The organism is Aphanizomenon flos-aquae FACHB-1287, assembly GCF_014698755.1.
Classification (GTDB): Bacteria; Cyanobacteriota; Cyanobacteriia; order Cyanobacteriales; family Nostocaceae; genus Dolichospermum; species Dolichospermum flosaquae.
This window is the reverse complement of sequence record NZ_JACJTO010000014.1, coordinates 15,525-30,039: the sequence shown is the minus strand read 5'-3', so window position 1 is coordinate 30,039 and position 14,515 is coordinate 15,525. Positions and strand designations below refer to the sequence as shown.

General features: G+C 36.2%; 12 protein-coding genes. 5 read left to right on the top strand and 7 right to left on the bottom strand.

Features of this window, described 5'->3' with window-relative positions; genetic code table 11:
• Positions 1 to 363 precede the first annotated feature (363 nt).
• A complete protein-coding gene (locus H6G44_RS08800) occupies positions 364 to 711 on the top strand; it encodes a hypothetical protein (protein ID WP_190385229.1) in 348 nt (115 codons plus the stop codon).
• A 2-nt stretch (positions 712 to 713) separates the two neighbouring features.
• On the opposite strand, the gene H6G44_RS08795 is transcribed toward H6G44_RS08800, so the two are convergent.
• From H6G44_RS08795 to hpsA, 6 genes are all read right to left on the bottom strand, one after another.
• Positions 714 to 1,817, bottom strand: coding sequence for a tetratricopeptide repeat protein (locus H6G44_RS08795; protein ID WP_190385230.1), 1,104 nt, complete (start codon positions 1,815 to 1,817; stop codon positions 714 to 716).
• 231 nt (positions 1,818 to 2,048) lie between these two features.
• Positions 2,049 to 2,576 carry a type II secretion system protein gene (locus H6G44_RS08790; RefSeq protein ID WP_190385231.1) on the bottom strand — a complete coding sequence of 176 codons (528 nt, stop codon included), beginning with the start codon at positions 2,574 to 2,576 and terminating at the stop codon, positions 2,049 to 2,051.
• Between the two features lie 194 nt (positions 2,577 to 2,770).
• On the bottom strand, positions 2,771 to 3,448 hold the full coding sequence (locus tag H6G44_RS08785) for a pilus assembly FimT family protein (RefSeq protein ID WP_190385232.1): 678 nt from the start codon (positions 3,446 to 3,448) through the stop codon (positions 2,771 to 2,773).
• A 29-nt stretch (positions 3,449 to 3,477) separates the two neighbouring features.
• Positions 3,478 to 4,485 carry a hormogonium polysaccharide secretion pseudopilin HpsC gene (gene hpsC / locus H6G44_RS08780; RefSeq protein ID WP_190385233.1) on the bottom strand — a complete coding sequence of 336 codons (1,008 nt, stop codon included), beginning with the start codon at positions 4,483 to 4,485 and terminating at the stop codon, positions 3,478 to 3,480.
• Between the two features lie 143 nt (positions 4,486 to 4,628).
• Positions 4,629 to 5,324: a hormogonium polysaccharide secretion pseudopilin HpsB gene (gene hpsB, locus H6G44_RS08775; RefSeq protein WP_190385234.1), complete on the bottom strand. Its 696-nt coding sequence runs from the start codon at positions 5,322 to 5,324 to the stop codon at positions 4,629 to 4,631.
• A 98-nt stretch (positions 5,325 to 5,422) separates the two neighbouring features.
• A complete protein-coding gene (gene hpsA, locus H6G44_RS08770; RefSeq protein ID WP_190385235.1) occupies positions 5,423 to 8,878 on the bottom strand; it encodes a hormogonium polysaccharide biosynthesis protein HpsA in 3,456 nt (1,151 codons plus the stop codon).
• A gap of 734 nt (positions 8,879 to 9,612) precedes the next feature.
• Here hpsA and H6G44_RS08765 point away from each other — a divergent pair.
• The 4 genes from H6G44_RS08765 to H6G44_RS08750 all read left to right on the top strand — a co-directional run bounded on the left by H6G44_RS08765 (position 9,613) and on the right by H6G44_RS08750 (position 13,044).
• A complete protein-coding gene (locus tag H6G44_RS08765; protein ID WP_190385236.1) occupies positions 9,613 to 10,953 on the top strand; it encodes a DUF7305 domain-containing protein in 1,341 nt (446 codons plus the stop codon).
• Between the two features lie 91 nt (positions 10,954 to 11,044).
• Positions 11,045 to 11,800: a type IV pilus modification PilV family protein gene (locus H6G44_RS08760; RefSeq protein WP_190385237.1), complete on the top strand. Its 756-nt coding sequence runs from the start codon at positions 11,045 to 11,047 to the stop codon at positions 11,798 to 11,800.
• Positions 11,772 to 12,335, top strand: a complete 564-nt coding sequence (locus H6G44_RS08755; RefSeq protein ID WP_190385238.1) for a type II secretion system protein — start codon at positions 11,772 to 11,774, stop codon at positions 12,333 to 12,335. The genes H6G44_RS08760 and H6G44_RS08755 overlap by 29 nt, the downstream gene beginning before the upstream one ends.
• Before the next feature lie 4 nt (positions 12,336 to 12,339).
• Positions 12,340 to 13,044: a type II secretion system protein gene (locus tag H6G44_RS08750; protein WP_190385239.1), complete on the top strand. Its 705-nt coding sequence runs from the start codon at positions 12,340 to 12,342 to the stop codon at positions 13,042 to 13,044.
• A gap of 229 nt (positions 13,045 to 13,273) precedes the next feature.
• On the opposite strand, the gene crtR is transcribed toward H6G44_RS08750, so the two are convergent.
• Positions 13,274 to 14,155, bottom strand: coding sequence for a beta-carotene hydroxylase (gene crtR, locus H6G44_RS08745; protein ID WP_190385240.1), 882 nt, complete (start codon positions 14,153 to 14,155; stop codon positions 13,274 to 13,276).
• Positions 14,156 to 14,515 lie beyond the last annotated feature (360 nt).

Here is a 14,515-nt window from a genome sequence, read left to right as displayed (position 1 = left end):
TCAGACTGAATCTAAATTATTAAGATTTATTAAATAAGTTTTCACGATTTTATTGTTATCATAAAATTTAATCATTAATTAATTTGCGTTATTTACCGAATATCATTGTCGGCAGAAAAATATCAAAATACTTACCAGTATTGTCGAATTTTAATTAGCAAACAAGTCTATAGTAGGTAACGCAATCAAATGTATATTACACCGTGATTGTAGTACAGCATTTACCGATGTTATGAGGTACATATCTAGCGGGCAAGATGCCCGCACCACAAGAGTTTCATGATTCAACTTTGTACATCATAAGAGCAGAAACCGCTGTAAATTCAGTCACGTTCTAAACTATTCAAATCAGGAGCATTTTTTATGGACTTTATCAAAAATCTAATTGCGGGTATTGTGCGTTTTATTACCGGATTGTTTAGTAAAAACAACAATAACTACTACTTGGAACTCAAAGAAGAAGATAATGTTACTTCAGCACCAGCACCCACAACATCACAAACTGTACCAAAAACTGCACCGGAAACTTTACCAGTAGCTTCACCAGTAGCAGCAAAAGTTACTAAGACTGAAGCCGTAAAAATAGCAGTACCAACTGAAACCAATTTTGCAACCAAGTATTTGATTCCTACTAATACTCCTCGTCGTCGTCCTGGGGTAAATATGAGTGTATTTTTAGATATGGCAAATCAAGCTAAAACCCCCGGATAAATTTAATTGGGATTATCTGCTTGAGGTGTTTCCAAAGCAGCATTTTTAGTTAAGATAATCCCACTATATAAATGAAAAGCCGCATCCCAATCACTTTTTTCTTTGCGAAAGATATTAATATAAGACGGAATTTGATTTAGGGTTTCTGTTTGGTCAATAACAGTTTGTGCAAAGGGTTTAAAATCTGACCATACCTTAACTTCAGGTAATTTTTTATCAATCCAACTCATCAAATTATTCCAATTAATTCTAATTGTATTGTGGTTAGCTTGAGGACTATTTTCTAAACCTTGTTGAAATTCATAAGTTTGATCATAAATTCTCAAAATAATTCCCCCTTTTGATAAATGTAAATCACAAAATTGAGCATAATCTTGAGTTTTGGTTTTCCGTTCTAATTTACCCCTAACATCAATATCTACGACTTCTTCAAAAATTGGTAAAAGTCCCAAAACTCTAGTATTAATTTCTGATAAATCAAGGATCATAGCACTAGTTTGATTCTCTTCATTTTGATAAGTTACTTTGATTTGGGACTTATCTATTGATAAATATTTAACTTGAAATACCTGAATTTCTTGAATTTGCAGAATTTTGATCCAGAAACATGGAATACCCACCTGTTGTAATTGTGTTCCATAAAATGCTAATTCTCCCACTTTACCAATGCGGTAAACTCGCCAATTTTGACTTGGTAGTGTCACCCTCGCTGTATAAGCGTCTACTTGCATAATTTGGGCAAAATTTCTGGCTGCAATGGCTTTTAACTCATTATCAATGGGTTCTAAAATTAACATTCCCAGTTCATTGTTATCAGGTGTGGCTGTTGCTTTAGCTAGAGCTTTTTGTTTTAGTTCTTGTTTAACTTCTTCTAATCTTTGTAAACCTTTACGAGCTTGGGAAATAATTTTATTATGAGTTGCTAATTGTAATAATTGAAGATATATCTTTTCAGATTCTTCTAGTTGATTAGAAACTTCTTTTAACTTGCCATAATACAGTTGTAACCAATGATTTTCCGGCGATTCTATCAGTAGTGGTCGAAGTAATTTAGCTGCTGTTCGATAATCTTTTTGTTCAAAAGCTGCAATAACTTGATCTAGCATATAATTAATAGTTGATTTTAGATAAAATACAATTAAAAAAATCTCTGGCTAAATATGTTTTGCTAGTATAGCAATTCCCAAGCTTGAGAAACACACTCTACCCGCGCTATCACGCACCCTCCCCAAGACCTAGGGGAGGATTGATTTTGTATTTCACCAGAAAGGGAAAGGCTATAGTTCACTATACTAGATTTTGGCTACTAGCCCGGAACTTAACTTCCATCTGGGTAATCAATAACAATACTTACCATCATCGGGACGAGGATTTTCCTTAGCGGTTCGCATCGCGCCTAATATGGTAGAAACAAAAACACAACGCTTTGCTTTACCACCAGATTTACTAGACAGGGTGATTCGGCCCAATGGAGGTTTTACAGTTCCCAGATTATCAAATGGGACTCGTCTCACACCATTAGATAATTGTAATGTTGATTCTTTATCTAACTTCACACTAGTATGTAAATCATTCCATTGAGCATTAGATGGATTAATTGTAGCCGGATGAACTGCCCATTGGACAATATTATTTTGTTCCCGGAAACTAGCGTGGTAAGTCAATTTTTCCTTTTTGGCTTGACTTTGGGCTTCACGCATAGCTCGGTAAACTTGATTTTGAGCAACATTTAAATGGCGAGATTTCATCAAAGTTGCTCCAGCTGGTACTGCTATTGCTGATATTATACCGATAATTAATAGTGACGTAATCATTTCTATCAGCGTAAAACCACTCTCGTCTTGATTATTCCGTAAATAATTCATCGCTTATCATTTGCAAGCACAACAAACACAAATATTCTTCCATATAGGATGATTTTTGATATGCGGTTTTTTACGGATTTTTGATTTTTTATATATACAACAGTTATTAATCTTAAAGCCCTTGTGGTGCGGGCATTTTACCCGCTAATACCGTACTTCTGTTCAGCTATATCCTGTATCATTAAATTATTAATTTATTCATTAGTAGGAATAGTCCGACACCTTTCATCTTTTGCTATTCGTATCCCCCCAATTAAGGTTTGAATAATCACACATCGGTCTACACTACTAGCTTTATTATCTGTTGTTGATACAGGTGCAGCAACCATGATAGCTAAAGGTGTATCACTGACAGCACCACTACTTTTCTTTGCTAATACGCCTTGACTGTCAAAAGTAATTGTCCCTGTTCCTAGGGTGGTTTGAACTATCTGCTTATCAGTAGTTGTTGTATTATAGGCTGTCGGAGAGTTAAGATTAGTGTATAAAAAAACTTCTCTAGATCTTAGCGTCATGGTATCACCTAAAGCTATCCAAACCGGATCAGCAGGTAGATTAGTACCCGGATAAATTATGTATTCAGGGATATTATCTTCAACTCGAAACCTGATACTATAAGTACCTTTTGTGCTTTTAGCTTGTAACCGTGTTTCTTGGATAACAGATGCAACTGCACCATTGGCTTGATTTAAGCGTTGTCTGTTGATAAATGCTGACCAACCAGGAGCAGCGATTACTGATAGAATACCAATCATGAATAACACTACAATCATTTCTGCCATTGTAAAACCAGCATTCTGATCACCATATTCCTGACGCTGATGCTGTAATGAATTGACAATTAAACTCTTAATTCTATAATTATTGGCCATGATTTAATCCTATAATTGAGAGATTCTATTTATTGAGCATACGAAGAACCACGGGCTTGAATAATAGCACTAACCGTGGGAAAATAGGTTTGCTGGCTCTTATCTTTGTAATCTATATTACTAGTTTGGATGCGAGCTAAAGCATTACCCCGGATAAAAATCTGTGCTGTAGAAATTACTTGTCCTTGATTTGTAGGATCTGCATAATTACTTACACAGGCATAAAAACTAGTCATTGTCGTACTTGATATTGGTGTTATAGTCACACCTTGTTGATTATCATCTTGAGCGCATGATGGTGTTATATTTGGAACATTTGTTTGATCTCTGGGGGTTTGATCAATAAAGTCAACTAGCACCTGGGGATCATTCGTAAATGAACCAGAACGTTGCCACTGATTCATATCTAGGTCAAATGGCTTGAACCCAGGACTCGGACAGTTATCAGCATCAACAAATTTAATGCTTGTATTATAAGAAGAATTACAAGTTACACCACTAGTATCACTTGGGCTACGGACACCATCCTTAATTTGCCATCTAGCAATTCGAGCCGTATTAGACCAAATTGTACTAGGACTATTAATCAAATAGTAAGCAACCAAGGAATAAACAGAAGCATCATCCTTCTTTGACCCTGTCGTAGGAATAACATTTGATACTAATTCCTGCTTCCAGAAAACTAGTATAGGTACTCCACCTGTGACAGTGGGTAAAGAATCCTTAATCCCACTATTTGCGGCTATGGTGTTGTAATTATTAGTAACACCTTGGGAATCATAGATATAAACAGCTTTTTGTAAATCACGAGTAATGAAATCTATTGCTGTTTGTAATTCTTGCTCAGAAGTTGTTTTAGCTTGCTCCTTTTCATCTGTATTCATGATACTAATCATCAATCCAAATAACGGTGTCAAGACTAAAAATGCCATTACCAAACCTATTAACAATTCTACGAGGGTAAAACCATGATCTCGGTTTTTCCTAGTAGAAAATTTCATCCATCCTTGAAGTAAAAAATTAGTTGTTTTTAGCATATTCTAGTTCAAAATGATAGTAAATTTGATCATCCCAGTTTAATTAAAATAGTTAATTTAGGCGTTTCTTCTGCTCATGTCAGGTTTTTCCAGAGCATAAATCCTAAAAAATTAACTGCCATAAAACTTAACTTTGCCAATTTTTAACTACAAGGTATAGTTGCAGAACCCGCTCTAAACCCCAAGCGGTTACATAAGTCAGTAAAACTTGTGTTATTATTAGCTATATCCGCAATTATTTCTACCAGTGGAGCTTGTTTATTTCCTGAACCGACCACTGCTTGTGTATTCTTGGTGTTATTTGTATTGGCTAAAACAGTTTTATCAAAATCAATATCTTTTCGATACACTCTCACCGCTAAACGATAACCATCATTAGTACCAGAATTGTTTATGCTCGTTCGACCCGCTTGAATGTAAAACAAATTATTTTGATTACTAGAACAATCAGGTGGCAGAATAGTTCCATCACTTTGAACACAATATAGATATTTTTTTGTTTCTGATGTAGGAGCGGCCATGCTCGCACTACTGATCAAATACCCATCAGTGCTATTTGTAATATTTCTAGATGAAAGTGCATTTTGATTAATGTTAATATTTACTGTAGTTATATCTTCTGCTTTTATCCTTCCAGACCTGACCCCATCAATAAATGACCTTGCAATTTGAGCACTTAATTCTACTCTGCGAGACTGAACACGGGTTGATGCAGATAGGATCAAAACTGGTGATATAGCTAACATTAAGCTCGAAACTACGACCATGGCAATTAAAGATTCCATAATCGTAAAACCAGCATCTTTATTAATATTATGTTTCTGTGGAAGTTGCATCATTGTTAATCACCAAATCCTTGTTTATAGATTGCAATTTTTTTAAGTTAGTAAGAATTATGACTGTGGAGACATTATAAAAAACGTCTCTACTATTCCGATTAAGATTGACACATACTCGGACGTTGATTTTTGTCAATTATGTATGAGGTGTTAGTATTGTCCTTAGCACACAACAAATTCTGTATCCAAGGATCATCTCTATCTACCTCCCGGAAGTATTCATTAGGTGGATCACTTGTATCTGCGATTAATTTTTGCGCTAACAAGTCCGGTGACTGTCTAAGTATCCCGACATCATAACTCCAGTTTCTGATTGGAGGAGTTGAATTTGGAGGACAAGATGTATTATAGATGCTTTTTTTCTGTTGCATGAAAATACCACTGATCTTTGCTGTTTTCCCTGCCCAGTTCTCTGGAAAACGGACATAATCCTCCAAACTACAATTCTGTGTATTACCTGAGACAAGAATGGCATTGTAAGTAGTATTTTCGGCTGTAGTACCCGTATTAGTAGCATCATAATTATTAGATAGTAAGGTTATACTATCTGATATCACAGCCGCAGAGCGCCATTTATCACCAGTAGGACATGAATCAACACCATTAATCTTCAATTTTGGATCATTAGGACGACAAGCAAAATTAGGATTGCCATCGCTCCTTGTATAAAAATTACTCCATGTACTATTTAGTGGAGTGTTAAATTCCTCTTGGGTATGGAGATTAAAGTCACCTTTAATGTATAAAGGTAAATTGGTGGCGACAATCAAACCTTTTTCCGCATCTCGATAATTTAATTCCCGCGAGATATCTGACCCATTTGTTAGGATAATGGCATTAAGACGAGGAGTGAAGTAGGTGTTTATTGAAGTTTTATCTGCTAACGCATCATCGCGGGTAGCGTAAATAATACCACTATTGGGAATTAAGTATTCTTGTGATGGTGTTGCGCTACCAATCGTTTTTCCTTTCAATTTACCCAAGTCTAATACAGTGGAAGAAAATTCCAGAGGTGCCTTTTCTTTTGCTTCAAAAATTGCCCCATGAGGAATCACAGTATTGGTAGGTGAGATACTACCATCAAAAATTTGCAGAGCGCAAATAGCCGCATCAATGGTAGATTGCTGTGAAAGAGTCCGGTTAGCTGCTGTTGCGGCTAAAGCTCCAGCTAAAAGTCCATCGTCTATGGAGCGCCCATTGTTATATTTTAGTGTTGATTGATACTTTAAAACTGCCTGGTAATCACTAACAATTTTTGTCGGCGGTCCATAAACTATCCCATTATTGGATAAACCATTAGGATCAGTATCACCTCCATCAAAACCGACTGGAAGAGGAAGAGTCCAGGGAGGTAAACCAGATTGGTTTTTCTTGTTTTTTGTAGTGCTTTTGGAGTCATCATAATAAAAACTACTAACACAGGCGATAGGTTTAGGTGCTGTGCCAGCTTGTTTGTAGTGATAAACCGCACTTGCCCGCATTTTCAGATATGGAGTGTTTGCATCTGGTGGACTGGTGCTATTAGGTGGTTCAGGTAAAGCACCATCATATATAGTTGTAGATGCGGGAACGGTAAAGCCAGGAATTGGGGTAGTAAAATCTGTAGTTGCTGCGGTATCACTTGTACGCAAATAAATCCCCGCACCTGTGATAACTCGCAAACCACCTACAGGATCTTGAGGATTATCTGGTACTTTTGCAGCCGCTAGTTCCCAGTCTCTATCTCTATCCGTAGAACCCGCGTCTGCTAGATTCTGAATACGAGAGAAACGATAGCGATCTTGGGTACTAGGGTTATTACTATCCCCCCACTTGATATCAGTAATATTTTGAATATCCCCAGGATCAGGTCCCACAAATTGAGAAGTCTTCCACCATAATTGAGGTAAATTATTACCAACCCGAATCCTGTCTCCTAAAAGTTGCTCCTTACCGTTTTTCAAAAGCAATGATGGCTCAGTAGCAGCGGGTAAAAGGGTACTACCGGCAGTTTTTAATGTTAGTCCTGTATATCCTGTACCTGTCTTACCATCAGTGGGGTCTGTGGGATAAATCCAAGCATCTTTGGGACGGAGTGAATCACCAGTACCTTCTAATGGAAGGGTACTACCGGCAGTATCTTTGACAGGGACACGGCGAGTCCGTTTTTGAAAGTACAGTGTTAATTGTTCTGAACGTATTTTATCTATTTGATCACTTGTGTAACTAGATAAACCAATGGCCGCCTTTATTCGCTCAATACCTTTTTTAACTTCAGATGGATCACTATCAGCAGAATTTGCCTTTTGAGCCGCAACCAAGCTATTCACACGCTGGACATAAGCTAAATTATTGTAAGCTACATCAGTTGTTGCATCTGTAACTGATTCATTACCACTCAGAGAGATTGCTTGTGCTTGAGTAGGAGTAACTCCTTTACCTGGGAATAAATCGAATTTGGTAGACCCACTTGCCCCCACTGTAGCTATATTACCGCCTACTGTAATTTTGGCATTGTCAGCCTCGTAAAAACAGGAATCTTTACTACTAACCTGATATATCTTAATTGATTTGCCTGAAGTCGAACCTGCCAGTAAGTTACCATTAGTAAAAATCCCCCCATTTAACTTAAAGTCATCGTCTTCAGCAGTCAGGTATAGGTCATCTTGATAAATTACAGCATTATTAAGTAGAGATCTTTTAATTTTATCTTGTTCATACTCCAGGGCTGAAAAACCTTTACTGTTACTGGCTTTTTCATAAGTAGAGTTATTAGGAAGATTGCCTGTGGAAGTAATGGGAACTGTAACCGTATAGACGAAAAATCCCTTAACCAAATTTAATGATTTATTATCCTTAAACCAACCATTAACACCAGCCAAACTAGCACTGATAGCTGTGCTAGGACAATTTCCACCTGCACTAGTAATCGTCATAGGTATAGCCCTAGCTTGTACAGGATTTCTTTTGACAAAAGAAGTGCCACTCAAAGCTGGATTTTTATAATAAATACCATATAAAGTATAGCTATCAAACCTACCATTATTGTCAGTATCAATTGGAAATTCCCATGCTGTTTTTAATTCCTTATCACTACTACAAATTCCCTGATTTAGACCTGAGGAAGGATCATAGCAGTTAACTATCAGATTCTTTTCATCCCCAAAGGTATATTCATCTTTATATGTAACTAAAACATTATCTATTTCTGTCTCTGTAGGTGTTGCTCGTGATAGTCTTTGATCTTTAAATAGTTTATTTAATTTTGCTTTGGCTCGGTCAATAGCAGGAGCAGCAGAATTCATGACCATTTGATTAACGCGGACATTACTAGCATTTTTCGCTCTATCAAAGGAGCGGAACATGATAGCAGTGGTTAATAAAACGACTACTACAGATACCATTGTCACCGTTGGCAAAACGAAACCTGCGTTTCCGGCTTGCTGGTGTTTCCGAGTAACAAAAACAGTTCGTAATAACGAAATAATTTGCCTTTTTATGGTTGCTAAAAACTGCTGGATAAATCTTCTGACAATACTAATATTTTTATTTAATGCCTGACCTTTTTTAGACATGACTGCTCCCCCCGGATTGCCCACAAAAAAGAAAAAAGGTGTCAAAAATTGCGGAAATGTATATGCAGAAACCATCTCTGCAACTGCAAGTTTAGACTCCTTTTCCTTTATAAGTATATTATACACCAAAATAATTTAACTTGCAACCTTAAAAGAAAAGAATTTTGTTAGTTTAAGTGCCAATAAAGTAATTTTAAAAACTTTACTAAGGGTAATTGCTTGAGTAGACGAGAAACCACAAATTACATCAAAATTAGCTAAATGTCTCTAAAATTACCAGCTATCAAATAAAAAAATATATCTGTTTTAGAAGTCGGAAATGTATAATACTGATATTTAAATTGTCATAATAAACAATACCAAAAAATCCTGAATTTCAGTAATTTAACTGCACTCAGTAACCGTACATTCCTTTCCAGTCTTGAGAAAATCCATTTTTCTTAAATTCAGTAATTTCATCAGTATCACTACCAATAAATATGATTTATTATTGTAATTATAATTTTCTAAGGGTTTAGTTATTATTTAATCTCACCTTTAAGCCACCCTCAGTAATTAATCTAGCAAGATGCTGGTAAATAACTTAATGTATTAGTAATAATACTTAGTTTACTGTGGCTCTAGGTGAATGGCTAAAATATGCGGACTCTCTTTTTGAGATACTCAGTATTAATCCCAGATATGATCAAGTTCTACTTTTCCGATTGTATAGTGATTCAGTGGTGAGGTGAAGTATGTATTCCAGATTAAAACTCGCTTTAATTCAGCACAGAGGAGAAAAAGGTTTTGCTTCTGTTCTTGCGATAGGTATTGGCTTGGTAATGATGTTAATTGGATTAACTATGGCAATAAGGTCACGAAATGATGTTGCACTTAGTTCAACCCAAGGAACTACATCAAAAGCATTATCAGCCGCTGAAGTAGGAATTTCCCGTTATCAGTATTTACTTAATAGTGTAAGGGTACTAGCACAATATCCAAATACAGCGACAAGTCCTAATGCTAGTTGGTCTAATCCAACAGCAATTCCTAGCTATTCATCCTGCTCAAGTCGGGGTAATATTCCTAATAATACTATTATTGGTACTTATGCAACTACAGACTGGCAGAATATAGATAGCAAAACCCAATTTAAGCTTGTATCATATACTTATGCGGATGCGGGGGCAGGTATTAATCCACCTGCAGGAACACTATTAGGAACAGGTACATTAACTGTTCAAGGTCGAGTGAATATTGCTGGTAGTGGTAACAGTGCTACTAATACTAGTAGTACATCTACAGCCCAACTACAGGTAAAAATTCCGGTTAAACAAACTGATCCTAATACAATTCCAGTCCCAGGGGTATGGGTATCTAATGGTGGGACAGGGGGTAATGGCATTGCGGGGAATGTTTTCGTCAATGATTGTACTACTAATCTTGGGAGTATTAATATTGACAATTCTGGCGGTAATTCCTATGCCGCTAATTATATTACCTTATCACTTCCTAATATACCATCAGTGCCTAGTGGATCAATTAATTTGGGAGCTTTAAGTAACACTACAGTTACACTTCCTAGAACCGGAACACCTACGGATATAGCAACAACTTTCAATGGAAATTCGGGAGTATATGTCTATGAGGTCTCAAATATAAGTAAAGCAACGATTAATATCACCCTTGGACAAAAGGTAGTGATATTCCTGTCTGGTAATTTAGACAAACAAACGAGTATAAATCACAACTGTACTGGTTATACTGGCACTCCTGCTTGTATTCCCACAGATTTCCAGATTTTTGGAACAGGGGCTGCAGGTTCAACAATGGATGTTAACGGTGGTAATTTGGTTGATGGATTTATATTAGCACCTAATTATGAAATAGGTGTTAATGGTGGTGCAGGTGGTACAGGTGGTTTTAGGGGTGCTATTTGGGCAAAGGACTGGGGTAATGGTGGTGGTACTGGTTCTAATACCTCAAATACTGTGGTTCAACAAACAGCAACTTGGTCAAGTATCGGTTTAGTACCTCAAAATTTGCCTCCATATATTGATGCTTTTAGTGGCTGGAAAAAGCAAGCAGTTCAATAACCAAATTTGCGTATTTTAAACGATCTTAAAAATACACAAATTTACATTCTTTATACAAACTTTATCAAAATAAACCCGATTTTATGTAGACATGAAAAGCCTTAAATATAATCCTGATGAGGGATTTAGCCTAATAGAAGTAGTAGTTTCTCTACTGATGATATTTTTCTTTACTACCTGCGCTCTAGAAATGTTTGTACTTTCTAGCATTTTTAAAAAGAAAGCTGTTCAATATACAAATGCCACTAGTTTGCTTCAGCAAGATATGGAAAAAATCAAGAGTGCTGCTGAACAATATTCATTTCCTAAGACTGCTGCTGCGTTAGTTGGCGCAACTACTTTAACCCTAGACTCTACTAATGGGTTAACTGCCGGTAATATAGTTGTGTTCTCCAATGATTCTCATACTTACACAATATCTAGTATTAGTGGTAACAGTATTTATCTTAGCTCTGGATTAAAAATAGCAGTTCCTACTGCAACTTCTGCTGTTAACAGTACATCATGTAACCTTGCTTCTACTGATACTGCAAGTGCCAGCATAGCAACTGGTTTTATGAATTCTCTATCAACTACCGCCACAAATATAGGTAGTACATCTTACTTAATCGACGGAAATACTTATTATGCTGTTACAGGTACTCCCACGCAGGTAAATAGTAAAAGTATATATTATTGGTTGCTGAGGAATCAAACTGTTTCTAGTAATGCCCCTTACAATGTTTTACAGCTAAAATACGTAGTTCAACCAGGTACTAGCACTGCTCCGACTATTACAGCAAAGACCTTAGGAACGGCTTATACTGAGATAATACCTTATGCGTCATTACAATGCCCATCACAATGAAAATGGATTTACTTTACTAGAATTAATCGTGGTAATGCTTTTTGCTGGCATTTTAGCGGCTATTTCTGCTCCTAGCTTCATAGGCTTAAATCAAATTAATAAAGTTAATCATAATCTCTCCAGTGCTAAAAATGCCTTATTAGAAGCGCGAAGAGGGGCTATGCGTAGAGGTCAAGACTGTACGCTTTCTTTCTCTGCTCCTGGTGTAGTACCAGCAACAATTAGTATTGCTGATAGTCATAGTGGTAACTGTTTATCTGGTGATAGTGTAAATAGTTCTAATTTAACTCAGAGAATATTCAATAATGTTTCTATGACTGTATATCAAGATGGAACATCAGGAGCAATTTCTCACCCTACTTTAACATTTGATTATCTTGGTAATAATACAACTGCAATTACAACAATTGTATTGCAATCTCAAGGCAATTTTGCAGTTAAAAAGTGTTTAGTTATCTCTCAACCATTGGGATTAATTGCCACGAACAAATATACTGGTAGTAGTGCTACTTATTCATCTAATTGTACTCCTTAAAAATATGTTAAATAATACTTTTGATATTAAAAAAAATATCGAATTTTATCTTCAAAATTATAAAACTCGTCAATCTTTTTTTCATGACAATGAAGGATTTACATTGATAGAGTTATTAGTATCAGTAGCGATTATGACTATAGTTGTGAGTATAGTTGGTGTTGGTCTTGGGACTATGCTAAAAGAAAACAGGAAAGCGGAATCAGAAAGTGATAGACGTGCTAATTTAAATAGAGCTTTAGATTATATTACCAATGAAGTCAGAAGTGCGAACAGTATCAAGACTAGTGCTAGTAGTGGTGATAATTTAACATTACCTAGTGGTTTTAATATACCCTCAAATACCTATGGTCTTGTACTGACATTTCCTGATAATACAAAAAGCGTCTATTTTTTAGCTCCTAGTGACAAGGGAAGTACCTGTAATACAACAACTAGTTTATGGCAATGTCCATTTGCTGTTTTTCGTGCTCAGGGTAGTTATGCTAGTGGTTCTACCATACCAGCAGGTGATAGTATGATGGTTGTTGATGGTTTGAAAGCACCTACTAGTATTCCTTCTTGTTCTAATATATCTGTAGGTACAAGTGGTTTCTATGGTTGTATTTCCAATAACCGCCAAGTTTTTTTATCTTTATATGGTAAATTAACAGAAACAGATTCAACAACGCTGGAAGTTAGTTCTACTGCTGTGATTAGAGCTAAATAATTAAACGATTTCGAGGTACATATCTAGCGGGCAAGATGCCCGCACCACAAGAGTTTGATTATTTAAATTTGTACCTCATAGAAGCAGAAACCGCTGTAGTTCTAAAATGTGGGGAATCAATTTCCTGTCTGATAGTTAAAGTGGGTTTTAAGCGACTATTTGTTATTTATAAATATTGGGGAGGGGTGAGCATTTTACCCACCCAAATTATAATTTCAGATCTAGGAAACTAGTGATGAAAATGAATACCTATGAAAATATCATAGAGAAATTCCAAAAAGTCCTTTTTCTGCAATAACCCAGAAGTTTGGGGACTACCCTTTTCGTCTAATAACGGCTTCATCAAATCATAAGCTGGTTGGTAATTATACCAAGGAATCGAAGGCCATAGATGATGAATTAAATGATAATTCTGCCCTAAAATCAGGATATTGAGAACCTTACCGGGATAAACGCGGGCATTTTTCCAGCGATTTCGGTCTGTAAAAGGACGGTGGGGTAAGTAATCAAAAAATAACCCCAATGCTATCCCCACTAAAAAAGCGGGAATAAACCAAAAGTTCAGTATATAGCCCAAAAAATGATATTGGACAGAAATATAAACGATAGTAATGATAATTAGGCGACTAATAAACCATTCTAGTAGTTCATAATTACGCCATAACCGTCTTTGAAAGAAAAATACTTCATGGTACAAAAACCTCACCGCAATCAACCACAGTGGACCACCAGTGGAAACATAATGATCTGGGTCATCCTTGGGGTGATTAACATTACCATGATGCTGTAGATGTACTCGTGTAAATACTGGAAAAGCAAAAGCTAGAATCAAGGCGCTACAATGCCCTAACATAGCATTAATAATGCGATTACGATGGGCTGACTGGTGACAAGCATCATGAATCACTGTTCCTGAACAATGTAGTGCTAGAGTATTGACACTAAAACACAACCAATGGGGCCATTCCCAAAGCCAGTACCCAAAGTTAGATAATACTAACATCATCACCACCACTAAAAACATGAGTAAAGTGGGATTAAAATCACCAGGAGGTGATAAAAGTTCTTTGGGGGGAATTGTCAGTGGCTTTTGTGCCTCCGACGTGAGCATTCTTAACTCCTTTAATTATTAATCTTTACGGATCATACTATTAATGTTAGTTAGGAGTAAAGTTATGTGAAGCAATATTGATCTCAATTCATGGAGAAAAATCAATAATTGAGGTTATGATTCTTTGCGAAACCAGCACTTTCAACAAAAAACCTCTCCTAGAGGACTTTTACCCATTAGATTTGTATACGAGCCTAAATTTATACCAAAGTTCCTTTTCTAATGGCTGATAGCAGTGATTAAAACAGATAGTGTGTTTAATTTATACCAATTTGTCAAATGATGGCAATCAATGGAAAAATGATTTGCTGTATAGTCAGTCTTTTATTATCCAAGATCTTAGATCTCAAATGGTATAAG

Bases quoted from the DNA above. Each gene is read 5' to 3' on its own strand.
- H6G44_RS08800 (WP_190385229.1), top strand. From the start codon at position 364: ATGGACTTTATCAAAAATCTAATTGCGGGTATTGTGCGTTTTATTACC.
- H6G44_RS08760 (WP_190385237.1), top strand. From the start codon at position 11,045: ATGAAAAGCCTTAAATATAATCCTGATGAGGGATTTAGCCTAATAGAA.
- H6G44_RS08765 (WP_190385236.1), top strand. From the start codon at position 9,613: ATGTATTCCAGATTAAAACTCGCTTTAATTCAGCACAGAGGAGAAAAA.
- hpsB (WP_190385234.1), bottom strand. From the start codon at position 5,324: ATGATGCAACTTCCACAGAAACATAATATTAATAAAGATGCTGGTTTT.
- H6G44_RS08785 (WP_190385232.1), bottom strand. From the start codon at position 3,448: ATGGCCAATAATTATAGAATTAAGAGTTTAATTGTCAATTCATTACAG.
- H6G44_RS08790 (WP_190385231.1), bottom strand. From the start codon at position 2,576: ATGAATTATTTACGGAATAATCAAGACGAGAGTGGTTTTACGCTGATA.
- H6G44_RS08795 (WP_190385230.1), bottom strand. From the start codon at position 1,817: ATGCTAGATCAAGTTATTGCAGCTTTTGAACAAAAAGATTATCGAACA.
- hpsC (WP_190385233.1), bottom strand. From the start codon at position 4,485: ATGCTAAAAACAACTAATTTTTTACTTCAAGGATGGATGAAATTTTCT.
- crtR (WP_190385240.1), bottom strand. From the start codon at position 14,155: ATGCTCACGTCGGAGGCACAAAAGCCACTGACAATTCCCCCCAAAGAA.
- H6G44_RS08755 (WP_190385238.1), top strand. From the start codon at position 11,772: ATGCGTCATTACAATGCCCATCACAATGAAAATGGATTTACTTTACTA.
- hpsA (WP_190385235.1), bottom strand. From the start codon at position 8,878: ATGTCTAAAAAAGGTCAGGCATTAAATAAAAATATTAGTATTGTCAGA.
- H6G44_RS08750 (WP_190385239.1), top strand. From the start codon at position 12,340: ATGTTAAATAATACTTTTGATATTAAAAAAAATATCGAATTTTATCTT.